Here is a 23327-nt window from a genome sequence, read left to right on the forward strand (position 1 = left end):
ATATTAATCATCTACTTTTTTATAGTTTCCATTCTCCTTCAAAGACCTCAGTAGCTGGTCCACTCATATAGACACGATTATTATTGTCTGCCCATTCAATTACTAAATCTCCACCTGCTAAATGAACAGTAATCTTACGATTAGTATATCCATTTAGGATAGCAGCTACTGTAGAAGCACAAGCTCCCGTTCCACAAGCCAAGGTAATTCCTGCACCCCGCTCCCAAACTCTCATCTCAATCTCATCTTGATTCAAGACTTCGATAAACTCTACATTGATATCCTCTGGAAATACTTTATGGGTCTCTATTTGGGGTCCCCAGTTACTCAGTTCAATCTCTTCAATATCATCTACGAAGATAATACAATGGGGATTACCCATAGATACAGCAGTTACTTCAAAAACCTCCGTACCAACTGCTAACTCTTCTTTGATTACTTGTTCTTGCTCTTCACCTTCCATTGGAATCTCACTTCTTCTTAAGATAGGCTCTCCCATATCGACCTTAACCAACTCTACTGCTCCATCCTTTAGGATCAATTCTGGTCTAATTATTCCAGCCAAAGTCTCTATATTAAGTTTAGTTTTCTCTGTTAGTTCTCTTTCATATAGATACTTAGCAAAGCATCTAATTGCATTTCCACACATCTGAGGTTCACTACCATCGGGATTGAAGATCCTCATTCTATAATCAGCTTCGGCTAAATCTGATGGTAGAATCAATACCAATCCATCTGCCCCAATTCCAAAGTTTCTATCACACATCTCTTGAGCCAATTGAGATGGATTCTTTACTTCCTGCTCCATACAATCAATTAATACAAAATCATTACCTAATCCATGCATCTTGGTAAATTTCATGACTACTCTCCTCCTAATTAATGTATGTTACTAATAATATGTAAACGTGACTTGCTATAACGAATAATCAGTATAGATAAAATCATTATAAATCTACTTTTAAAGTTATCACTTATACTATATTTATTTTACTAGGATTCAGAGCTTAAATCAAGGTAAAATCGAAGATTTTGAGAGTAATTATCATTGTTGATTTTTCAATAAAAACAAGACAACCCTGTTATGAGTTGTCTGCTATATCTCTTTTAGATATCTTCCTATACCAATTTTTCTCCCCACTAAAAACTACTATTATCTTTTATAAGAAAGGTAGATCAGGTGCCACAAAATGTTCGATAAGGAAGATCTGATGGCTCAGGGGGTATAGAATACTCCTCTTGCTTGGAAGAATGGGCATAAGGGTTAGCAAGAACCTCAAGAAAGCGCTCCATCACACTATAATCTCCTTCTTTGACTGCTGCTTCTAGTGCCTCTTCTACCCGATAATTACGAGGAATTAATGCCGGATTACTCTTTTTCATCAATTGATAAGAGTCGGACTTTGACTCTTGCTGCCTGTCTAATCTCTTCTGCCACCTTTCATACCATTGAACAAATTCTGTCTTATCAGACAAGTTACTATCTTCCAGTTTATCAAAGGTCAATCCCAAAAAAGTATTAGTATAATCTAAATCATGCTTCTCCATTATAGTCAGCAACTCTTCAATAAGAGCTTCATCTTTCTCTTCTTCATTAAATACCCCTAATTTAGCCCTCATCCCTGCTAACCAATTTTGATGATATAATTTAGCAAAATCTGAAAGAACACCCTCAGCCAACTTGATAGCTTCCTTCTGATCATCATGGAGTAAAGCTAGAAGGGTTTCAGCAAAACGTGCTAAATTCCATTGAGCAATAGGAGGTTGATTTTGATAAGCATAGCGACCTCTACGATCAATTGAGCTAAATACTGTTTCAGGGTCATAACTATCCATAAAAGCACAAGGACCATAGTCGATAGTCTCTCCACTGATGGTCATATTATCGGTATTCATCACCCCATGGATAAATCCAACTAACTCCCATTTAGCAATCAACTCAGCCTGTTTTTTAATCACTTCTTGAAGTAGAGAAAGATATGGATTTTCATCATCTTCAATTTCTGGGAAATGACGCTGTATTGCATAATCAGCTAAAATCTGAAGCTCCTCCTTACTCCCCCAGTTGGCAACATATTGAAAGGTTCCAATCCGTAAATGGCTACTGGCCACCCTAGTTAAAATTGCACCAGGCAAATTAGTTTCACGCCTTACCTTCTCACCAGTTGTTACCACTGCTAAACTACGGGTAGTAGGAATACCTAGTCCATACATTGCTTCACTGATGATATACTCACGTAGCATCGGTCCAAGATTGGCTCGACCATCACCGCCACGGGAATAGGGTGTTCTACCTGAACCCTTAAGCTGAATATCAAAGCGTTTACCTGATGGGCTAATCTGTTCTCCAATTAGTAAAGCCCTGCCATCGCCTAACATCGTAAAATGACCGAATTGATGCCCCGCATAAGCCTGAGCAAGGGGAATGGCACCTTCAGGAATTTTGTTACCAGCAAAGATCTCTATTCCCTCTTTACTTTCTAGTTCTTCTATATTTAACCCTAGTTCCTCTGCTAAAGAATGATTTAAAATAATCAACTCTGGTGAGGATACCGGTGTCAGATTGAGGGTAGTAAAAAAGGATTCTGGCAGATTGGCATAACTATTCTCCAGATTCCATCCTGTTTCTGTTAGTTCTTTTAGTTTTATCATCGTATCTCCTCTTTTTCTATACTATTTTATAATTTTAATTAAACAATCACTTTTAGTATCTGCTTCTACCAAATTCATTATACCCTCTCTAGATATAAAGCAAATATTGAGTATATAGTGATGAAACAGCATAAGAAGGAGAGAACTAACACTTTTAACAACCTTATATATCGCTATTTACTTAACTTTTCCCAGTTCATCTAAGAAGGCTGGTCTTCTTTTATAAGTAATACTTAACTCATTTATCAGCTCTTTCAAATCTTCTTTACCTGCAATCTTTTTATAATTTTCAAGCTTTTTGCATACCTTTTGATACATCTTTCTATTTGAAGCAGACTTAGCCTCTAATTTTATAAACTTTTTATAAATCTCTATAACCTCATCTTTGTATCTATCTATTAACATCTCTGCATATTTTTCTATAGTTCTTGGATTCTCTCTTACAAACTCCATTAACTCAGCTAAATCACCTTCCTCAACTATCAGCTTAAGATAAATACTTTTTCCATGCCAGCCCTTATCGTTTTTCAACTCTTCTTTTATCTGATTATAGAAGTTTTCTTCATCATCTTTATGTAACTCTTTTAGTTCTTGATAATATTCAAAATCACCACTAAACAATAGTTCTTTTGCTAAGATTTCTTGTTCTTCTTTGAGTCCAACTCCCTTATAAGCTCTATACCTTATCTTTTTCCATCTTGATACTAACCCTAAATATTGTTGGTCTTTGCTTTCTCCTTCTAATGCCAATTCTATAACCTTTGAGTAATCTTTCTCTTCTATCAACTTCTCTATAAGCAACTCTCTAAAAGCTGTAAATTCAAGATTTGCTTTTATAAACTCTTCTGCTTCTTCTTCACTACCATATTCATCTATTATCTCAAATAATATTAGAAGTAACTTTTCACTATGGTATCTCTGATAAAAACCATCAAGATTTTTACTAACTAGATCCTCTATTTTTAACTTTAACTCATCTCTAAATTCTTCAATTTCTGCAAATTTAGCAGAGATTTCAATTATACTGTCCCTATATTCTCCCCAACCATCAAACACTCTATTGTCACTTTCTTTTAATAATCTTTTAAAGATTTTTCCTCTTATCTTTATATCTCTATTTTCAGAAGTAGCTACAATCTCATCTATTAAATCAATTACTTGTGAGACAAAACCACCTATATCACCATTGGAATCATCTGCATATTGAAAAGCCTCTATGGCTTCTTCTAATACTACAAAAGCAATATCTAAGGCTAATAAAAGTTTGTTATTTTGATGTATCTCTCTTATCTTACCCAATAGTTCCTCCAGCTCAGCGACAAAGTAATAGGTTTCTCTATATGGGATAAAACCTTCTCTTTTGGTATATTTTCTTACTATTGTATCCATTAAGTTTTGACACTTTTTTAGTTCATCACCATCATTACCCTTGGAATATCTAAGGATAATATTATTTTTCAAAGTTAGATCTTTTTTAGCTATATCTACTATGATATCAATTAATTCCTCTTTGCAAAGCGTCTCTAATACTTCTTTTATTGCTGGCTTCCTAGTTATCTCTTCTATAGTATTTTTATTATTTAAAATATCACCTAATTCAAAATAAGCTGCTACTTGATGCTTACATATAGGTCCAAAATCATAGGGGCAATTACAATTAGAATCTAATATCTTCCCATCCCCATCTATTTCTACAATCACTTCATACTCTTCACTTCCATAAACTTCAAAAACATATTCATTATCTCCCTGTTTATATACTCCACCAATATTTCCATCATGATAATAGTTGTATCCTCTTTCTAAAATCATTCCATTTATGTCTTTTTCAAAATCATTTATATTCATCTGTTAATTGTCACTTCCTTTTATCCTCAAAGTTAATAACTTTATCTTTATATAATTAAATTCATCTTTTTACCACTAAATCCTGCTCTCCTAATGCATTAAAGTAATTAAACTAATATCTATCCTAAATTAGTGAAAATAATATCAAATTTTCTTGAGATCTACTAAATATAATTATGAATGATTTAATTCAAACAATCGAGTAAGGCCTCTTCTGTGTAAATGATTAAGGTCATCATACTGTTCTTAGGTAGAGTGACAACAGTATGATTACCATTGTATCATAGCTATATTCTGCTGTAGCAATAAGAAAACCTAGCTGACAGTTAAAATATCAGCTAGGTTTTCTTGAAATTTTTAGGTAGCTAAAGTAGTTCCTAAACTATCCTCTACCTCAATTGGACGATTATTGGCATTGTAGCTAAAGATGTATTCTCCGTTATTGATTAGGTTACCATTATCGTCATAGATATATTCTTGGTCATCGATAGCGATCAGTTCATTCGCTACATATTATAGGTGTAATTGGTAATGTAGTAATAAGAAGACCTAGATAATAATTAATTATTATCTAGGTCTTCTTAAAATTTTAAGGATAATTATTCATTATTTCTTTAAAATCATCATCTAATTTTATTATAACTACTTGTGTTGAAAAGGGTAATTTACTTGATTCAATCAAATCTTCTGAAAAGTTTTTATCTGATATTAATAGTTGGTTAGTCTGTAGTGAATAATTGGTACTTATATTATTAAACATGTTATTACTATAAAAAACTACCGAATGAGTTGCTTTAGGTAAATTTTGAGTAGAATTTTCTTTAATATTAATCTGAGAATTTTTAATTGCACTTGTTAACATATTGATTACTTTTTTATCTTTGTCATTCTCTATAAGATAATCTTTATCTCCCTTTATTTCTCCATTTTCAATATATTTAAATGAATGAATAGATATTTTATCGACTTTTCCTAAGTCTAAATCATTATAAATATCTTGACCTGTAATTTTATCTGCCTGTTTACTCTCTTGAGAGACATATTTTACGATTAAGAAACCTATTGAAGTTATTATAGTAATCATTAGTACAGTAATTAATATTTTATTATTTCTATTCATGAGAATCTTATTTCCCCCTCTTATTGAACAAATCCTGGTAAATAAATATTAATTTTATTGGCTCTATAAGGATAAAGTAGGTTACCTTTCATTAGAACATGAGTGGTTAATTCAATCCTTGAAACTGTAATACCTTTAGGGATAAATACACTTAATTCATCATCTTCATCAGCATCCAAAGCATTAGAGTATCCTTCACTTACAAAAGGATTATATTTTGATGAATATAACCATTCACCCTGTGGACTATCAACATAGACATTAATTGTTCTTCCTACTACATTGTTACTACCACTACTCAAATTTATATAATCACTGATATTTACTAGATTATCATTTTTAAAGGATTTGGTATCTATGTTAACAAATAGCCTTGATTGATAATTCATAACATTTGGGAATATAAAAGAGGAAAATATACCGATGTCATCAATATCTCCTCCAATACCTCCTTCAAAATAATTCATTAATGGACTATACATCATATAACCAGTTGTAGTTTGCTCTAAGTGCTCTATACCAAATAGACTGAGAACTGACTTCCAATAATGTCCACTAGGGTCAATTAACATCACAGGATTATTCTCTGCATAAGCATATTGATTTATCTTCTGTACTGTATCCCTACGAATAAATCTTCCAATCTCAGGGTCATAGTACCTTGCTCTTAAATAGTAGAGTCCCGTCTCTTCATCATAATAGTAACCTGCATATCCATATGGGTTCTCTGTTGCCATACTTCCACTCTGCGATAGAATATTACCCCAAGCATCATAGTCATACTGGGCTACTATATTACCTAGCTCATCACTGAGAGCAATGACATCACCATGACCGTTCAAATGATAATAGTAGGTGATTCCACTTCTAGTCATAGTTACAGGGTTATTCTGTTTTATACCCTACTTTGATTCATATTTTATTTTACTAACCTATAAATAAATTTTACAATTTTCACTATCAATGGTCCTATAATATACATTGCTATTAATAATGATAACATCATGTATACAGATTTTTCATTAGACCATTTGGCAGCAAGTTTTAATAAAATAAAGCATAAAATTATCTTAATAATTGAATTTAATATTTTTTCAAATATTGTAATCACCTAAATTATCTATAAATTTTTTTAGCTACCCAAGTAGCTGCAGTAATTGCTGAACCCCAACTAATACCATAAATTGCTTTATAAATTATACTATCCCTAAAAAATATTCTAGCTGCTGTTTGTATTATAGGAACAGGAAGACTTAAAACTGCAGCTGAAGCTACATTCCATGCCCAATCTTTAAAGTTAAAATGTTTATATGCATTCTTCCAACCATAGCGTCCAATTAAATAAACTCCATATCCTAAAGTACCATAAAATATAGCTTTCCCAATAAAGTAGGCTGCTACAGACAAAGTAAACCTCCCACTAGGATCAGTATACATCACAGGATTATTCTGCACATAAGCATATCTATTCAAAAACTGTGGATCTCTTCTAAACTCTTCATCATCAAACTTCTTCATTGTATCCCGATTAATAAAGCGACCAATTCTCCATTATTATCTAGGTTGCCATTTTCATCATAGATATATTCTTGATTATCGATAGCTACTAAAAAGGCATAAGAGAATTAATTCTCTTATGCCTTTTTAAAATTTAACCATGCCGCTATAGATAGAAAAAATCGATATTTAGGAGGTAGGTGGCTAGATGATTAGGAACTGCCTAACTACCTAACGTTCTACCTCCTAACCATCAAAATAAAACCAATTTCCTTTAATATGGGTTATAATATTATAATTTGAGTTTTTGTTTCCACGCAACTTTCCTGGAATCTCATTATAAATCCAATGATGTTCATTAACCTTAGGTATATACATATATCCATGGGGAACAATATGAAATCTATCTATTGTTAATATCACAAAATTTTCAAAAATAGGGGAACTAATAGAATGAAAATTGTAACTACTAAAGAATTTCTTCCAGTAATTTAATTCTTTCTTTGTCAGTTCAATTGATGATAGTGCTTCTTCTAAAGATTCAAAATTTATATCCTCATAGTTAAAATACTTATTCTCTTTTTCGTTTATAATTAGGGTTTTAAAAAGTTTAACATCTCTATTATAAGGATAATAGTTAAATACCCAACGATCTTTAGAATAAGAAATTGAAATTATAGTATCATATTTCATAAATTCTCTTAGATATTTTAAATAAACAGCTTGATTAACTGTTAATAATTTAACTGCTTTTTTTTCTCTTTTATCTGGATTGTCAATAACAAAATTGGAGATAATTAGAAGTATAGCAATAACTGTTATTACACTTTTGAAAATAATTTTATTTTTATTAGTCACGATATTCCTCCTAATAATTAGCAGAAACATTTAATTTATATTTAAAATTTTGCTGTTTACTATTATTCACCAGACCAATAAAGCTGATATCCCATTCTAATAGCTCTTGAATCTCTAGGGTCATCACCTAAATTTATAAAATTAGTTAACCAAAATCCTAAAGTTGTGGTATTATCTAAAATAGTTTGAGCAAAACCACCACCCATTAAAGATATACCTAATGGCCAACCTCTTGATGCCATAATATATCCCCATGCAATATTTCCTATTGTATCAGCTTTATAAGCCTGATCTTGAAAGATAAATACTTTATTAATATAGTTTTTCTTCATATCCCAATCTGCTCCGCTTGGTGATTTCTTTAAGACTTCACTAATTGTAAACATCCACGGTATTAATGGATTCCCTTTTCGTTGATTAACAAAATCCCAAAAAATTTCATCTCCATTTTCAATAAGACCTGCATAATTATCTCCCAATGACCCCTCTAATCTCCAAAAATTTGAACCATCTGATGATTGAATATAATAACTGTTCCAAAAAGATTGTATTCTTTTTATTACTTTACCTTTTGAATTATAATAAATTCTGTCTAAACCACTAGGGTCAATTAACATCACAGGATTATTCTCTGCATAAGCATATTGATTTATCTTCTGTACTGTATCTCGACGAATAAATCTTCCAATCTCAGGGTCATAATACCTCGCTCGAAGATAATACAATCCCGTTTCCTCATCATAATAGCATCCTGCATAGCGATATGGATTCTCCTCTGCCATACTTCCACTCTGTGATAAGATATTACCCCAAGCATCATAGTCATACTCAGCTACAACCTGACCATTTTCATCACTTAAGGCGATTACATCATCATGACCGTTCAAGTGATAGTAGTAGGTGATTCCATTTCTAGTCATAGTTACAGGGTTATTCTGAGCATCATAGGTATAATCAGCAATCATGGTGCCAATCTCATTAGTTTCGTAAATCAGACGACCTTGAATATCATAGTGATAATGGATAGTTCCTTCGGTAGTAGTCTTGGACTTGCGAAGACCTCGATAGTCATAGGTGTAGGTGGCGATAGTAGTTCCTGAGCTATCCTCTACCTCGATTAAGCGATTATTGGCGTTGTAGCTAAAGAGGTATTCTCCATTATTGATTAGGTTACCATTGTCGTCGTAGATATATTCTTGGTCATTGACAGTAATTAGTTCATTGGCAGTATTGTAGGTATAATTGGTAATGTAACAATAAAAATACCTAGATGATAATTAATTATCATCTACTATTCAAAGCTATTTAATATTCAAATTAATCTTATCTAAATCACCAAGATTCTTCAATTACATATATTTTGTCTTCCTTTAAAGTAGCTAACATCCAACTATTATCTTCTTTTAGTTTTAAATAATATAGGTTATTTTCTTCTATGAGGAAAGGATATTCTTTAAAGGGATCTTTATCCCAAGTGTTTATTACATGAGTTTGAAATTCATTAACTCTTTCTTTTAATTGCTTATAATTATTATCAGTTATTTTATCCCAAATGTCTGCTTTTCTTACTTCTTCTAAATTTTCTTGATTATAAGTTAATATAGTGTAGGTCTCTCCTTCACCTTGAGGACCAAGTTTATAAAATTCTTTTGTAACATCTTCTGGTTTAGGTACTTTAAGATTATATATCCTAACATACATATCCCAGTAAGCATATTTGGTAAAATTGAGTTCATACCACTTGTAAATTAATGGTAAGCATAGTGTTATCAGTAGTATTATTAATAGTAATATAATTATCTTTTTTCTATAATTAAAATTAATTTTAATCTACTCCTCTCCTATCTAAAACTAGATCATTTATAAGATTTTTGACTATAATAATTGCTTAATTTAATAAGTGAGAAGTTTTAATTAAAACTTCTCACTTATATAACAACTAATATGATTAGTAATGAAATAGGTTTATTTTAAATGTATATGATAAAATCTGCTTTCCACTCATATTCAGTAATTACACCAGTTTTTTGACTATAATAACCTAAATTATTAGCATAATTAGAAAATCCTTCCCATGGTCTTTCCTCAGTAAAATCATATATATCTCCCATAGATACATAAACCTTTAATTTTCCACTGTAGTGCCTATAGCCCCATACATTATAACTTGCATGTTGTATAGCATAATATAAATCTCCTGTTTCAAATTCGATTGAACTATTGAAAGAAAACCAACTTCTATTTCCAATCTCTTTTTTTAATTTAGTTCTAAATTTATTTGATTGAGAAACCTTTTGAGCTAATAAACTATCTTGACCAAAATAAAGGTCTTGCCCATATCCAAATAAACCATGATTAAATAATTTATAAGATAAATCATAATTTCTAGGTAATAAATAAGCGGCAGCACCTATTGACAGTACATTTCTAGCAAAATTATAGGTATTTGCATAGGGAATAGTTATAGCCCAATTACCATTAGAATCCATTAACATCACAGGATTATTCTCTGCATAAGCATATTGATTTATCTTCTGTACTGTATCCCTACGAATAAATCTTCCAATCTCAGGGTCATAGTACCTTGCTCTTAAATAGTAGAGTCCTGTCTCTTCATCATAATAATACCCTGCATAACGATATGGATTAATCTCTGCCATACTACCACTTTGTGATAGAATATTACCCCAAGCATCATAGTCATACTCGGCTAATACATTACCTGCTTTATCAGAGTGATCAAGCAGATGACCCCGTTGGTCATAGTGATAATAGACAACTGTTGCTGTTATAGTTGAAGGGATATTCCCCGTTATTGATTAAGTTACCATTATCACCGTAGATATATTCTTGACCATATAAATGAATAAAGAATCTAGATGATAGTCTAAGCTATCATCTAGATTCTTTTAAGGCTCTGTTAACAATAATACAATAAGTGGTGAGATTAATCCTAGAACTACTAAGATAATTTTTAACCAAAACATAGCTTTATCCGCTGTATTTTGATACTTATTTTTTAGTACCTGATATCCTCCAATTAACCCCATAAAACCCAAAGAGTAGAGTAGTATATTGTGGATAATTTCTATAAAGTTACTAAACATATTACCTCCTAAATTTAGCTTATAGAACAACTCTCTCTACAATCAATCTAATTGCATATGTTATAGCTGCAAAAAGTATTACTTTCCATGCTAAATTAAAATGTCCTTCACGAAAAGTTTGTTTTTTTCTTTCCAATTTTTCTCCCTCGATTATACCTGTATACATCAAGAACAATAAAATAAAAATAAGCCAAATTTTATCTGCTATTACTGCTGTTTCTAAAGATATAATACCATAAATAAAGAATATAGTCATTATAAGCATAATTATTATACGAGTTTTATTATACATAGACTCCCACCTTAATCAGATAATTTATCTATTCCAGCTCCAATTAGTGTTTTTAAATCATTATATAATTGACCATAAGCCCATTTGGCTTCAGGAATTGGTTTTAGTTCATCCAATATACTTGCTGAATATATATATTCTTCAAAAATATCAGGATAACCAGTTACTAAAGTCATCATAGTAAGTATTGTATCCACAGTAACATATACAGTATCATTTCCCATATAAATTATATTTTTAGTCAAATTCCATCTATCTTTTTGACCTAACATCTTACCAATTCCTCCAAAAAAATTTCCTGCTCCATGGGCAATTAATGGTATACCTATAATAGCACCATAGCCAGAAGAACTAATGGAAGCTCCAGTAACAAATTGACCTGCACCTCCAAATGCTTGCCAAAAACCACCAATAAGATCATCCCAAAAAGAGTATAAACCACTAGGATCAGTATACATCACAGGATTATTCTGAGTATAGAGATATCTATTCAAAGACTGTGGGTCTCTTCTAAACTCTTCATCATCAAATTTCTTCATTGTATCCCGACGGATAAATCTCCCAATCTCAGAATCATAGTACCTTGTTCTTAAATAGTAGAGTCCTGTCTCTTCATCATAATAATACCCTGCATAACGATATGGATTAATCTCTGCCATACTACCACTTTGTGATAGAATATTACCCCAAGCATCATAGTCATACTCGGCTACTACCTGACCATTCTCATCACTTAAAGCGATTACATCACCATGACCGTTCAAATGATAATAGTAGGTGATTCCACTTCTAGTCATAGTTACAGGGTTATTCTGGGCATCATAGGTATAATCAGCAATCATGGTGCCACTCTGATTAGTTTCGTAGATCAGACGTCCTTGGAGATCATAGTAATAGTTGATAGTACCCTCAGCAGTGGTTTTAGACTTGCGGAGACCTTGATAGTCATAGGTGTAAGTAGCAATAGTAGCTCCTGTGCTATCCGTTACCTCAATTAGACGATTGTTGGCATTGTAGCTAAAGAGATATTCTCCATTATTGATTAGGTTACCATTCTCGTCGTAGATATATTCTTGATTATCGACAGTGATTAGTTCATTGGCATCATTATAGCTATAATTGGTGGTAGTGGTACTATTATCTTGAGTGACTGATTTCTCAGTCCGATTGCCGACACTGTCATAGCTATAGTTGATCACAGTACCATCTAGTAGAGTCTCTTCTACTAAGCGATTTAAATCATCATACTGATAGCTGACGCTTCCTTGAGTGGTAGTCACACTAGTGCGATTACCATTGGCATCATAGTTATATTCAAACTCCTCCAATAATTCACCTACAGGAGCAAAGAACTCTCCATTACCACTATAATTTCTAACTAGCTGTAAGCGATTGGCAGCATCATAGTCAAAGGTGGTATAACTGCCATTATTACAGAGAGCAGATGAGACATTGCCCCGTTCATCATAGGTAAATTCAGCTCGATATCCATAATAATAATAGATTCCAATTAGCTGATTTAAGGAGTTATAGGTTAGAGTATCAGTTGTAGCTAAATCACTGACTGTAGTGAGATTACCATTGCGATCATAGGCAAAGTCCCAGCGTTTCAGACCATCATAGTAGACTTCAATTAAGCGATTAAGCTGATTATAAGCATAGGATAGCTGATTCCCTGTAGGATAGGTGGTTTCAGTTCTGTTACCTACATCATCATATTCAAAGCTGATAGTCTGACTAAGGGGATTAGTAATACTACTTAAGAGATTAAATTCATTATAGCTATAACTGCTTTGATTATTCTTAGCATCAGTGACTGTGACTAAATTCCCAGCTGAATCATAGTCATAGAGGGTCTGATTTGAGTTAGGGTCAACTACTTCGGTCAATAGATTTCTTAAATCATAATTATAAGTGGTACTATTTCCTTTAGCATCAGTATAGCTAGTCAGATTACCTAAATCATCATAGTCATAGAAGATTGTATTATCTAAAGGGTCAGTGATACTAGTTACATAATTCTTACCTTCATCATAGCTATAGGCAGTTATTGAAGCATTCTTCTCTAGTCTCATAGCATCAAACCAGGCTGTTCCTGTCTGGTTATAGTAATAGAAGTAAACCTCTACTTGACTAAAGGCTTTATCAGGTGTGATCTCAGCTACAATATGTTGCCACCCTTCTTTACTAGTATCAAAGTCATTGGCATTACTCCAATCTACCTCTCCATCATCATAATAAATTGCTAGACGCTTTTTGATTATGAACTACTCAATAAAATAAAGAAGAAGGGCTCTTCTTTGAGAGCCCTTCTTCTTTTATTCTGCTAGTCTTATACACTTATAAATTTAATTATTATTGTAATTTACCTCTTGCTGTTACTACATAGGATTTACCAGTTGTTGTACTAATGGAGATAGTCCCATCTTCAGCTACTACTGGAGCCTTTAATTCTCCACTACCAGCTAATTTGATACTCCATTTCTCTTCTCCATCACTATTTAGCGCATATAAGAAACCATTCTCTACACCAAAGTAGACAGTGCCATCTTCAGCTACTGCTAAATCAGTTAACGCTAATTTCTCATCCTCATCATCAGCTAAAATCAGACTTCTATCATTATTATCCTCTACTGGAACTTCAAACTCCCACTTCAACTGACTATCTGCTTCAACAGCATATAAAGTACCTGTACTAGTCCCTACCAAGATAGTCCCATCACTTGCTACTACTGGTGAGGTCAACTTGGCATTCTTGAAGATAGCAAATTGCCACTTCAAATCACCAGTTGCATCAATTGCATATAAGAAGTACTTATTATCAGTAAAGTAAATCATCTCATCAGCTACAGCTGGAGTAGTATCTGCTGCTATCTTCTTAGCTTGATTATACTTGCTATAAGTATAACTCCAATTCAGCTCACCATCTCTAGCTACTGAATAGATAGCTCCACCATCTTGTACTATATCTCCAACCTCTGCCATTACATTAGAAACTGACATAAAGACCAACATCAACATAATCATAAACATTCTCTTATTAAACACTCAAATTCCCTACCCTTCTTTTAATTGTATAAACTGACTAGCTGGTCATTAATTTCTCGGTTTAATTCTAAAATCCTTCTTTATATCAACAAAAAAATTAATTTTTTTATTTTTTTCATTATTTTGTAACATTAATTGGTATAGTTTGATTAACTTTACCGGTCTATGGTTAATTAAACCAATAATCAAACTGGCTTGAATTGAAAAACACCCCTTTAAAGGGGTGTTTAAGATAATAAGAATTATTTTTAAGATTTATAAGCCACAGCTACAACCTGTATTAAACAATCATCTTCAATAAACTCAGTAGTAGCTGTCATCCGAGCAGGGTATCCATCACTAAAATAATCTCTATAAATATCTCGCATGCTTTTAAAATCATCAATATTTTTAAGATAAACTGTTGTTTTTACAACATCATTTAAAGTAACTCCTTCCTGCTCTAAAATAGCTTTTAAATTCTCTAAACTCTGCTTAGTCTGTTCTTCAATCGTATCCAACTTATTTCCTTGCTCATCACGAACTCCTCCAATATGTGCAGTATAGATAAAATCTCCTGCTACTACATAAGCAGAATAAGTCCACTCCTCCACCTTATGTAAAGCAACCTTCTTTAACATTAAAAATCCCTCCTAATAACTATTCTATAATAATTATAGCAAGGGATATCTGACACCAGTATGTCCTATATACTAAATTTATTGATATAATTTCTCTAGCTCTCTTACTTTCTCCATGATTTTATCCTGTAATGAAGCTGGCTCTAAGACTTTTATCTTATCTCCATAACTTAACAGCATCCCAAACCAGAACTGTTCATTCTTAGGTAAGGAAATTTCTAAGATAAAAAAACCATCACCTTCTTCACTTATCTCTCCATTAGCAAAATAATCTTCCACAGAAACTCTAATCTCTTCTTTGCATAACAATTTTAAATCAAGATATTCTCTGCTATCAAGGCTCTGGTGCTCTTTGATTAATTCATCTAGCTTCTCATACTCTCTACTAAAACCCTTATCTATCAGCCTCAAATTCCTTATTCGCGAGACTCGAAAGGTGCGATAATCTTCTCTTTCTTGACAGAAGCAGAAAAGATACCAAGCATACCATTTAAAGCTCAAAGAAAGAGGTTCTACCTTTCTAGAACTTTTATTATGATTGGCATTGGTATAATCAAACTCTAAAACTCTCTTATCAGCAATAGCTCTTTGAAGCAAAGCTAAATAATCATCTACCTTGGCTGGCTATCTTAAGACACTCAAATCGAGATCTAATTGTGAATTCCGTTGCTTTAAAAGAGTATTCTTCTCTTCTGGTAAGATAGCTGCTATCTTCTCTAAAGCACCTTCAATCGCCTTGTTATCATAGGCTGAAGATAAACCCTTCAAAGCTTTAATAATAAAGAAGAAATCATCTAGACTCATCAACTGCTTATCCAATTTAAAGCTATCTATAATTGCATAACCACCTAAAGAGCCTTGTATGGAGTAGATTGGAATCCCTGCTAAGGTCAAGGAATCTATATCCCTCCGGATTGTTCGCACCGAAACTTCAAATTTCTCAGCAAGGTCACTAGCACTGACAACTTCTCGATTGAGTATGTAAATTACTATTGATAGTAAGCGATCTATTTTCATGGTATGGCTCCTTTTTTATAATCTATATTAACCATTTTTCTCCCCCAACTGGACATACCACCAAGCATAATCCACAAATATGCCCCTCTCTACTTTCATTTTTGTCTATACAATTAAAAATATTAATCTTATCCTCTCTTTTTAATCCATTACTCCAATTAACATCTACTATACAGTTAGTTGGACAAATATTGACACATAGATTACAACTACCACAGCCATCATAGTCTACTTTTTTACTCACAGGTAAATCTAAATTAACCAATATTGTAGCTAACCTTACTCTAGGACCATATCCTTTGGTGATTAATAATGCATTCTTACCAATCCAGCCAAGACCAGCCCTTACTGCTGCCATCTTATGTGAATATTCTCCTATAGCTAACTTCTTATCTTTCTGCATATTAGATACAACATAATAATCTATGCCTTCTTCTTTTAAGTGATCTTCTACAATTCCAATTGAACTTTTTAGTTCATCTCTAATATTAAATATTAAGAAATCATGAAAATCTCTAGGATTATAATCCTCTAAATCATAATCATAGTTTAAAATCAAAGAGATAGCATAAGAATAGTCGTGATAAAACTTATTTGATTTTGGGACAGAAGAAATTCCCCATTTGTAAATTGCTAGACTATCTAATATCTTAATTAATGAATCTACTTTTTTATCCATTATATCGACCTCCTAATTAAAGGTTTTTAATATAGAATATAATTTTTCAGTATTAATAATCTTTTTATAAGTATATTATTATACTTTAGTAACCAGTAATAAGTGACGAGTAAGAACTCCTTCTCGTTACTGTTTTAATCTCTATATACTTTATCAATCAAAAATTATAATAAAAAAGGTCGACAGCTAAACAGCCATCAACCTCAAATATCTATAGTAAAGCAAACCTTACTCACTTTTAAATAGACTCTTAACCTCTTGCTCTGGGACTATAGTCGAAATAGCATGTTTATAAACCATCTCCTGTTTGCCATCAGCTCTTAAAATAATAGTAAAATTATCAAAGCCCTCCACCAAGCCTGCCAAACGAACACCATTGACTAAGAAGATAGTTACTTTGGTCTTCTCTTTTCTCACTTCATTTAAGAAAGTATCCTGCAAGTTAATCTGGTTTTTCATTAATATTTCCTCCTCTTATCTAAGATAAAATTTAGCCCCAAGTTATAATCATACATTCTCTATCAAATTATTTTTTCCTCTATTTGATATAAATCCTTTATATTATTCCCTAACTAAGAATCCTTTGCATCTAATTCAAATTTTTCATTACATAATACACATACTCCCTCTTCTAAACTCTCTTTTCTCAATGCTAGTGGGGTTGAGTTTCTTCCCTCTTTTAGCCCTTCCTTATAACCAACATATCTCCCCCCAAAATAGCCTATAGCTAATGAAATTAATGTTAATAAGAGGATATATTTAAACTCCAAAAACTACACCCCCTGTTTAGAAGTTGATTCTATCTTTAATTTTTAACATATATATCTTTTCTTTAATCACTACTCATTACTAGTCACTCATCACTCCTTATTGCTTCTCACCTATGGAGTATCCAAACCACAATATTAGCAATTAGGGCTACCAAAATAGACATCTGCCAATCTATAGTTAAAGAAATAACTAAAGCAATTGTAGCCAATAAGATAGTACCTACCTTACCTAAGTAATTAATAAAATTATCACGATTAATATACTCCTCTAAATAATAATCTATATAATCATCACTTAATTGGACAAAAGTAATAATTGAGATAGAGAATAGAAAAAGATTATAATCTAAGACTAAAAAGCCAAAAACCACCATAATCATAACCTCTTGATAACTCTTCAAGCCTGTTGGTAATCTATTGGTATCCATTCCCATCCCCACAATATAACTTGACCAAAATAAGGCTATTGCTAATTGATAATCTATCAGTACAGCAAAGGTCAACAAGATCAAAGCATAAGGTAAAGTCCCTCTATCTAATCTCATTGCTAAGGTCTGTCTACCATTCATTCTATCAAGCTCTTGGTCTAAATAGTCATCCATCAATTTAATCACCAGACCCGTTAAGAAAATAACAGTAATATTGTTAAGTGTCTCCATTATATCCTCCTAAACATTATCTAATAAGAAGACCTTAATCTGATCAAATCCCTCCTGATAAATCGCAGAAATAGGTACTACCAATCTTTTATCGACAAATTGATTTAACTTATTTAAATTCTCTTGACCAATATCTAAATCCAATTTATTTGCTAAAATCTTATATCCTGCTCTATTTTTTAAAAAATTATAGATCTCTTGATCAATTCTTCTCAGCTCCTGTCTAGCAGATAGCTGACTTAAGTCAACAATATGGAGAACTATCTCACTAACCATCAGCTCCTGTAAGGTCTCTGCCATCGATTTTCTAATATATTCTTGCTGATGTATCTCATCAATTAAGCCACAGCTATCTACCAGCCTAATAACTTTATCCTGTTTACCAACAGGTAATCTAAGCTGTATACTCTGAATACTATTGGTCTTATGGGGCTTAGTAGAGGTTAACTGATCATAGGCTTGTTCTATCTGATAGGTTCGTGTTGATACAAACCCTGCTGGTTGTTTAATCATAAATCTCAACTCTTTTACACCTAGATAATAAGCAAAATTGATCAAAAAGGATGTCTTACCTACATTGGGTTGACCTACTATCACCGCTGATGTCATAATCTCACCTCAATAAATCAATTTACAATGTACAATTAATAATTTATTCTTCAAACTCAGCTCAAAATTGTACATTGTAAATCGTCAATTATTCACTTTAATCTTTGGAAGGTCTTCTCTAGTAATTGTCATCAAATCTGTTTTGCTAATCTTCTCTTTACTAACAAGTCTAATTGCTTGATTTCTAATCGACTCTTCAATTAAATTTCGGACTGTTCGGGCATTCCCCTCCTCTACACCTGCCCCTTGCCTTGTCTTACTTAAAATACTATATAACTTAGCTTCAGCACCTTTCGAGAAGGTATATTCCCGTTCTTCGACCATTAAATTACCTATCTCAATCAACTCTTCTAAATTATAATCCTCAAAATCTACCTGAATAGGAAAACGGGAATTCAATCCTGGATTACTCTGTAAGAAATAATCCATCTCTTTAGGATAACCTGCCAAAATCACAATCAAATTCTTGCGATTATCCTCCATCGCTTTAACCAAGGTATCTATTGCCTCTTTTCCAAAGTCACGATTGCCTCCTCTTGCCAAAGCATAGGCCTCATCAATGAACAAAATCCCACCTAAAGCTGACTCCACCATCTTTCTAGTCTTCTGAGCTGTATGCCCAATATACTCCCCTACTAAATCAGCCCGCTCTACTTCCTTTAAATGCCCTTTATCTAAAAGCCCTAACTCTTTAAATAATCTAGCCAAAATTCTAGCTACTGTAGTCTTTCCAGTACCAGGATTTCCTTTAAAGATCATATGCATCACCAAAGAATCAACCTTTAACTGTTGCTTCTTTCTCTCCTTTTGAATAGTCACAAAAGCTCTAAGTTGTTTGACTAAATCCTTGATATTATTAAGTCCAATCATAGTATTTAACTCTTTGACTATCTCTTCTATAGGATCTTGCCCTAAGCCCTCTACCTTCTGCTCTTCTTTGCTGCCTTCTTGCTCCTTTAGTAATTCAAAAGCCTTGATAATTGAAATATCTCCTAATTCTAACCTTCTTAATATCTCCCTTTTTTTGGAACTATTATTTAAGGGCATCACAATCCCCCCAAATAGTTTCTATTATATACTATATGATTGGAGTTGTTGTATAATTACCGATTGGCTCTAGATTGAATAATTAATTATGTAGATTCAGTGAGGAGATTTTTGCTCGTTACCCGTCACTAATTATTAAAGTGTCCCGACATCCTCATTAATCATCATCATTTATCTCAAATCAATAAAAAATTATCCATAAATAAAAAAAGAGGGCAATCGCCCTCTTTTATTCACAACATTGACACAACATTATCATCTCATTATTATCTTTAAATACCTCTTTACCTAAAGCTTTATTGACTAACTTATAGTCATTACACAACTCATAACGGCAACAGACATCACAGATATAAGCACCTATCACTGAACAATAGACATATTTCTCATGCTCATCAATGCTACATTCACAGACAGGGCACTTCAGTCCTCGTAAATTTTCATTACTTGCAACTAAAATATTATCCTGCTGATCATCTTTCTTCTCTTTAATTTTAAGTATTAGCTTACTGACCTCTTTATTATACTTCATTGAGAAGTTATACCCCCCGAGAATCTGAGTTTAAGTTCAAATACCTAATCTAAAGCTCCATCTTAGACTCAATCAACGCCCTAACCTCATTGAGCAAATCATCAAAATCATATTGATCTACATCAAACCAATGAATACTCTTATCACGCTTAAACCAAGTGAATTGGCGCTTAGCAAAATGGCGAGTATCCCTCTTAATCAGTCTAATCGCTTCTTCTAAATTATATTCACCTTCAAAGTAAGCTATGATCTCTTTATATCCCAAACCTTGCATCGAAATCAAGTCACGGTTATAACCTTCTTTATATAATTCTCTAACCTCATCTACTAATCCTTCTTTTATCATCAAATCGACCCGCTGATTTATTCTCTTATATAGGCTATCCCGCTTTCGTCTCAAACCAATCTTAACAGCTTGATAGCGAGGAGGTGTATTTGCAGCTTTCTGTTGAAAATAGGTGCTGGTCTGACCAGTCTGTTGATAGACCTCAATCCCTCTAATTACTCTTCTTAAATCATTTGGATGTAGCTTATCAGCAAGCTTAGGATCTATCTCTCTTAACTTATCGTGGACTACCTCTGTTCCTTTCTTCTCAGCTTCTGCAGTCAACCTCTCCCTTAACTCCCAATCTGGCTCCATCTCTGGAAAGACAAAGCCTTCGATTACTGCTTGCACATATAATCCTGTACCACCTACCAACATTGGCAGCTTACCCCGTCCATAAATCTGTGGAATCAACTCATCGACCTTCTCCTGAAAATCAGCAACACTGAACTCTTCATCAGGTTCGATAATATCTATTAAATGATGGGACACTAGCTTCTGCTCTTCTATAGATGCTTTAGCAGTCCCGATATCCATCTTCTTATAGACCTGCATCGAATCTGCCGAGATAATCTCACCTTGCAGCTCTTGGGCTAAAGTCAATGACAGTCTAGTCTTGCCTACAGCAGTAGGTCCTACAATCGCTACTATAGGTTCTCGCACAATATCACTTCCTTCCTTTAGCTATCGGTTAATAGCTACTAGCTAGCAGCTAAGTTCTTTTAAACTCCTTCTCTAACTCTTTTTTCGATAATTGCATCATTACTGGACGACCATGGGGGCAATTGGTCACCCCATAACGTTCCATATCATCAATCAATCTATTCATCTCCTGAATCGATAGCTTATCACCAGCTTTGATTGCTGTCTTACAGGAGATCATAATTAGGATATCTTCCACTAATTCATAAGCTTCTCCCAGTTCATCTTCTTCTAATAATTTATCTATACAATCTCGGATTAACTCTTCATCATTTAAATTATAGAGTCCTGTAGGTACACCACGGACAATATAACTACTTCCTCCAAAGCTTTCTAAGCTAAAACCTAGCTGCTCTATCTTCTCTTTATTTTCATTCAATACCTCTACCTCTTGATGTGTTAAATCTAAATTCATAGGAATCAATAGCTCTTGAGTCTTGATCTCACCAGCTTTAAACTCTGCCATCAGCTCTTCATAGCGAACCCGTTCATGGGCTGCATGCTGATCGATAATATGCATCCCATCCAATCCTTGAGCAATAATATAGGTCTGATGAATCTGACCTATAGGAATTAAATTCAGTTCAACCTTTTTATAATCTACTTCTTTCTCTTGATTTAAACTATTATCATCTTGTTTATATTCTTGAGCAGTCTCCTTAATATTATCCTCTATCTCAGTCTCTTTTATAGGCTCTATCTTAGATGAAATCAATTTATCTTCATCTACCTGTAATAACTTCTCTATCTTTTTAGCTCGAAGTTCTTTGCTCTCCTTATTCTTTTGCGGATACTTAGCTTGATTCTTCTCTACTTTAGGCTTTGTTTGAGAAGATTTCCCTTCTTCCTTTTTAGATCTGTACTTCTTATCGACAGCTAGAGTCAATTCATTTTGGGTATAGTTATCTCTACTCTTTTCTGGTTTATTAGCTAATTTCAGCTTAGGAACTAGATCACTGGATTTAATTGCTCTACTAACCCCTTCTTTAACCAATCCATAGACCATCTCAGCACGACTAAACTTCGCCTCTAGCTTAGTAGGATGAACATTTACATCAACCAAGATAGGATTCAACTTCAAGCTCAAGACCACAATCGGTTGGCGATGTACTGTTAATAATGTATGATAAGCCTCCTGTACCGCCTTACTCATCAAGTTACTTTTAACATAACGACCATTGACAAAATAAGATTGGTGTTTGCGAGAAGAACGGGTCACTGTAGGCTTAGAGATATAACCTTTAATTTCCATATAACTATCTGAATAATCAACCTTGACCATCTCTTTGGCTACTTGGCGACCATAAATACTAAAGATTACATCCAATAAATTATTATTTCCTGTAGTCTCTAGAATCTTCCGTCCATTATGCTCTAAATAAAAGGCAATCTCAGGATAAGATAGGGCTAATCTATTGACAATATCACTGATATGACCAATCTCTGTAGAAGTCTGCTTTAGATATTTGTACCTGACTGGAGTATTAAAGAAAAGATCTTTAATGATAATATTACTTCCAATGGGAGCACCACAGCTCTCCTCCTTCTCTAACTCTCCTCCTACTAACCTTAGCTTAATCCCACTTAAACTCTCTTCAGTTCTAGTAGTCAAGCTCAATCTAGATATCGAGGCAATACTAGGTAAGGCTTCACCTCTAAAGCCTAAAGTCCTTAAGGCAAAGAGGTCATTTGCCCGCTCAACCTTACTGGTAGCATGGCGTTCAAAGGCCAATTTGGCATCATCAGGGCTCATCCCTTCCCCATTATCAATAACTTGAATCCAATCCTTACCACCATTTTTTACTTTAACTTCAATCTTGTTAGCCCCTGCATCTATCGAGTTCTCCACCAACTCCTTAACTACTGAAGCTGGTCGTTCAATCACCTCACCAGCAGCTATCTTATTTGCTACATCTTCTGCTAAGACTCTAATCTTTCCCATATC

Annotated in this window: 26 protein-coding genes; all 26 read right to left on the minus strand. The window is 33.3% G+C overall.

Going from position 1 to position 23327, the window contains the following annotated elements; translation table 11 throughout:
• Nucleotides 1-19: 19 nt before the first annotated feature.
• Nucleotides 20-862 (minus strand): diaminopimelate epimerase, encoded by an 843-nt coding sequence (dapF, locus tag BX659_RS14670; RefSeq protein WP_097018817.1) that lies wholly within the window; start codon nucleotides 860-862, stop codon nucleotides 20-22.
• Between the two features lie 314 nt (nucleotides 863-1176).
• Entirely contained in the window at nucleotides 1177-2652 is a 1476-nt protein-coding gene (locus BX659_RS14675; protein ID WP_097018818.1) for a protein adenylyltransferase SelO, read from the minus strand.
• A gap of 177 nt (nucleotides 2653-2829) precedes the next feature.
• Entirely contained in the window at nucleotides 2830-4500 is a 1671-nt protein-coding gene (locus BX659_RS14680) for an SWIM zinc finger family protein (protein WP_097018819.1), read from the minus strand.
• Nucleotides 4501-5089: 589 nt separating this feature from the next.
• Entirely contained in the window at nucleotides 5090-5620 is a 531-nt protein-coding gene (locus tag BX659_RS14685; protein WP_097018820.1) for a hypothetical protein, read from the minus strand.
• Nucleotides 5621-5640: 20 nt separating this feature from the next.
• On the minus strand, nucleotides 5641-6495 hold the full coding sequence (locus tag BX659_RS14690) for an RHS repeat-associated core domain-containing protein (protein ID WP_097018821.1): 855 nt from the start codon (nucleotides 6493-6495) through the stop codon (nucleotides 5641-5643).
• 241 nt (nucleotides 6496-6736) lie between these two features.
• Nucleotides 6737-7165 (minus strand): RHS repeat-associated core domain-containing protein, encoded by a 429-nt coding sequence (locus BX659_RS14695; protein ID WP_308871117.1) that lies wholly within the window; start codon nucleotides 7163-7165, stop codon nucleotides 6737-6739.
• A gap of 198 nt (nucleotides 7166-7363) precedes the next feature.
• Entirely contained in the window at nucleotides 7364-7975 is a 612-nt protein-coding gene (locus BX659_RS14700) for a hypothetical protein (RefSeq protein WP_097018823.1), read from the minus strand.
• A gap of 62 nt (nucleotides 7976-8037) precedes the next feature.
• The gene (locus tag BX659_RS19480; RefSeq protein WP_097018824.1) at nucleotides 8038-8940 is read right to left on the minus strand and encodes an RHS repeat-associated core domain-containing protein; all 903 of its coding nucleotides are present in this window, start codon (nucleotides 8938-8940) and stop codon (nucleotides 8038-8040) included.
• A gap of 367 nt (nucleotides 8941-9307) precedes the next feature.
• Nucleotides 9308-9676, minus strand: a complete 369-nt coding sequence (locus BX659_RS14710) for a hypothetical protein (RefSeq protein WP_097018825.1) — start codon at nucleotides 9674-9676, stop codon at nucleotides 9308-9310.
• 269 nt (nucleotides 9677-9945) lie between these two features.
• Entirely contained in the window at nucleotides 9946-10791 is an 846-nt protein-coding gene (locus BX659_RS14715) for an RHS repeat-associated core domain-containing protein (RefSeq protein WP_097018826.1), read from the minus strand.
• Nucleotides 10792-10884: 93 nt separating this feature from the next.
• On the minus strand, nucleotides 10885-11082 hold the full coding sequence (locus tag BX659_RS14720) for a hypothetical protein (protein WP_097018827.1): 198 nt from the start codon (nucleotides 11080-11082) through the stop codon (nucleotides 10885-10887).
• 19 nt (nucleotides 11083-11101) lie between these two features.
• Nucleotides 11102-11374 carry a hypothetical protein gene (locus tag BX659_RS14725; RefSeq protein WP_097018828.1) on the minus strand — a complete coding sequence of 91 codons (273 nt, stop codon included), beginning with the start codon at nucleotides 11372-11374 and terminating at the stop codon, nucleotides 11102-11104.
• Between the two features lie 11 nt (nucleotides 11375-11385).
• Entirely contained in the window at nucleotides 11386-13449 is a 2064-nt protein-coding gene (locus BX659_RS14730; protein WP_253250782.1) for an RHS repeat domain-containing protein, read from the minus strand.
• A gap of 280 nt (nucleotides 13450-13729) precedes the next feature.
• Complete coding sequence (locus BX659_RS14735; RefSeq protein ID WP_097018830.1) at nucleotides 13730-14422, minus strand: outer membrane protein assembly factor BamB family protein; 693 nt, start codon at nucleotides 14420-14422, stop codon at nucleotides 13730-13732.
• A gap of 248 nt (nucleotides 14423-14670) precedes the next feature.
• Nucleotides 14671-15042: a RidA family protein gene (locus BX659_RS14740; RefSeq protein ID WP_097018831.1), complete on the minus strand. Its 372-nt coding sequence runs from the start codon at nucleotides 15040-15042 to the stop codon at nucleotides 14671-14673.
• A gap of 78 nt (nucleotides 15043-15120) precedes the next feature.
• The gene (locus BX659_RS14745) at nucleotides 15121-15639 is read right to left on the minus strand and encodes a helix-turn-helix transcriptional regulator (protein WP_097018832.1); all 519 of its coding nucleotides are present in this window, start codon (nucleotides 15637-15639) and stop codon (nucleotides 15121-15123) included.
• A 27-nt stretch (nucleotides 15640-15666) separates the two neighbouring features.
• Nucleotides 15667-16059, minus strand: coding sequence for a helix-turn-helix transcriptional regulator (locus BX659_RS14750; protein WP_097018833.1), 393 nt, complete (start codon nucleotides 16057-16059; stop codon nucleotides 15667-15669).
• 22 nt (nucleotides 16060-16081) lie between these two features.
• Nucleotides 16082-16738 carry a 4Fe-4S binding protein gene (locus BX659_RS14755; RefSeq protein ID WP_097018834.1) on the minus strand — a complete coding sequence of 219 codons (657 nt, stop codon included), beginning with the start codon at nucleotides 16736-16738 and terminating at the stop codon, nucleotides 16082-16084.
• Nucleotides 16739-16966: 228 nt separating this feature from the next.
• Nucleotides 16967-17197, minus strand: coding sequence for an RNA chaperone Hfq (gene hfq / locus BX659_RS14760; RefSeq protein ID WP_097018835.1), 231 nt, complete (start codon nucleotides 17195-17197; stop codon nucleotides 16967-16969).
• A gap of 113 nt (nucleotides 17198-17310) precedes the next feature.
• Nucleotides 17311-17508: a hypothetical protein gene (locus BX659_RS14765; RefSeq protein ID WP_097018836.1), complete on the minus strand. Its 198-nt coding sequence runs from the start codon at nucleotides 17506-17508 to the stop codon at nucleotides 17311-17313.
• 107 nt (nucleotides 17509-17615) lie between these two features.
• Complete coding sequence (locus tag BX659_RS14770; protein WP_097018837.1) at nucleotides 17616-18167, minus strand: hypothetical protein; 552 nt, start codon at nucleotides 18165-18167, stop codon at nucleotides 17616-17618.
• 9 nt (nucleotides 18168-18176) lie between these two features.
• A complete protein-coding gene (locus BX659_RS14775; protein ID WP_097018838.1) occupies nucleotides 18177-18776 on the minus strand; it encodes a GTPase in 600 nt (199 codons plus the stop codon).
• Between the two features lie 84 nt (nucleotides 18777-18860).
• Nucleotides 18861-19823, minus strand: coding sequence for an AAA family ATPase (locus tag BX659_RS14780; RefSeq protein WP_097018839.1), 963 nt, complete (start codon nucleotides 19821-19823; stop codon nucleotides 18861-18863).
• A 229-nt stretch (nucleotides 19824-20052) separates the two neighbouring features.
• Complete coding sequence (locus tag BX659_RS14785) at nucleotides 20053-20355, minus strand: hypothetical protein (RefSeq protein ID WP_097018840.1); 303 nt, start codon at nucleotides 20353-20355, stop codon at nucleotides 20053-20055.
• 49 nt (nucleotides 20356-20404) lie between these two features.
• Nucleotides 20405-21343 (minus strand): tRNA (adenosine(37)-N6)-dimethylallyltransferase MiaA, encoded by a 939-nt coding sequence (gene miaA, locus BX659_RS14790; protein WP_097018841.1) that lies wholly within the window; start codon nucleotides 21341-21343, stop codon nucleotides 20405-20407.
• A gap of 49 nt (nucleotides 21344-21392) precedes the next feature.
• On the minus strand, nucleotides 21393-23324 hold the full coding sequence (gene mutL / locus BX659_RS14795) for a DNA mismatch repair endonuclease MutL (RefSeq protein WP_097018842.1): 1932 nt from the start codon (nucleotides 23322-23324) through the stop codon (nucleotides 21393-21395).
• Nucleotides 23325-23327 lie beyond the last annotated feature (3 nt).

This window comes from Orenia metallireducens (assembly GCF_003001995.1).
GTDB lineage: Bacteria > Bacillota > Halanaerobiia > Halobacteroidales > Halobacteroidaceae > Orenia > Orenia metallireducens_B.

Coding starts and splice junctions, on each gene's coding strand:
- BX659_RS14710 (WP_097018825.1), bottom strand. CDS start 9,676: ATGTATGTTAGGATATATAATCTTAAAGTACCTAAACCAGAAGATGTT.
- BX659_RS19480 (WP_097018824.1), bottom strand. CDS start 8,940: ATGATTGCTGATTATACCTATGATGCTCAGAATAACCCTGTAACTATG.
- BX659_RS14685 (WP_097018820.1), bottom strand. CDS start 5,620: ATGAATAGAAATAATAAAATATTAATTACTGTACTAATGATTACTATA.
- BX659_RS14690 (WP_097018821.1), bottom strand. CDS start 6,495: ATGACTAGAAGTGGAATCACCTACTATTATCATTTGAACGGTCATGGT.
- mutL (WP_097018842.1), bottom strand. CDS start 23,324: ATGGGAAAGATTAGAGTCTTAGCAGAAGATGTAGCAAATAAGATAGCT.
- BX659_RS14740 (WP_097018831.1), bottom strand. CDS start 15,042: ATGTTAAAGAAGGTTGCTTTACATAAGGTGGAGGAGTGGACTTATTCT.
- BX659_RS14780 (WP_097018839.1), bottom strand. CDS start 19,823: ATGCCCTTAAATAATAGTTCCAAAAAAAGGGAGATATTAAGAAGGTTA.
- BX659_RS14785 (WP_097018840.1), bottom strand. CDS start 20,355: ATGAAGTATAATAAAGAGGTCAGTAAGCTAATACTTAAAATTAAAGAG.
- BX659_RS14770 (WP_097018837.1), bottom strand. CDS start 18,167: ATGGAGACACTTAACAATATTACTGTTATTTTCTTAACGGGTCTGGTG.
- BX659_RS14680 (WP_097018819.1), bottom strand. CDS start 4,500: ATGAATATAAATGATTTTGAAAAAGACATAAATGGAATGATTTTAGAA.
- BX659_RS14725 (WP_097018828.1), bottom strand. CDS start 11,374: ATGTATAATAAAACTCGTATAATAATTATGCTTATAATGACTATATTC.
- hfq (WP_097018835.1), bottom strand. CDS start 17,197: ATGAAAAACCAGATTAACTTGCAGGATACTTTCTTAAATGAAGTGAGA.
- BX659_RS14755 (WP_097018834.1), bottom strand. CDS start 16,738: ATGGATAAAAAAGTAGATTCATTAATTAAGATATTAGATAGTCTAGCA.
- BX659_RS14775 (WP_097018838.1), bottom strand. CDS start 18,776: ATGACATCAGCGGTGATAGTAGGTCAACCCAATGTAGGTAAGACATCC.
- BX659_RS14730 (WP_253250782.1), bottom strand. CDS start 13,449: ATGAGACTAGAGAAGAATGCTTCAATAACTGCCTATAGCTATGATGAA.
- dapF (WP_097018817.1), bottom strand. CDS start 862: ATGAAATTTACCAAGATGCATGGATTAGGTAATGATTTTGTATTAATT.
- BX659_RS14675 (WP_097018818.1), bottom strand. CDS start 2,652: ATGATAAAACTAAAAGAACTAACAGAAACAGGATGGAATCTGGAGAAT.
- BX659_RS14750 (WP_097018833.1), bottom strand. CDS start 16,059: ATGAAAATAGATCGCTTACTATCAATAGTAATTTACATACTCAATCGA.
- BX659_RS14720 (WP_097018827.1), bottom strand. CDS start 11,082: ATGTTTAGTAACTTTATAGAAATTATCCACAATATACTACTCTACTCT.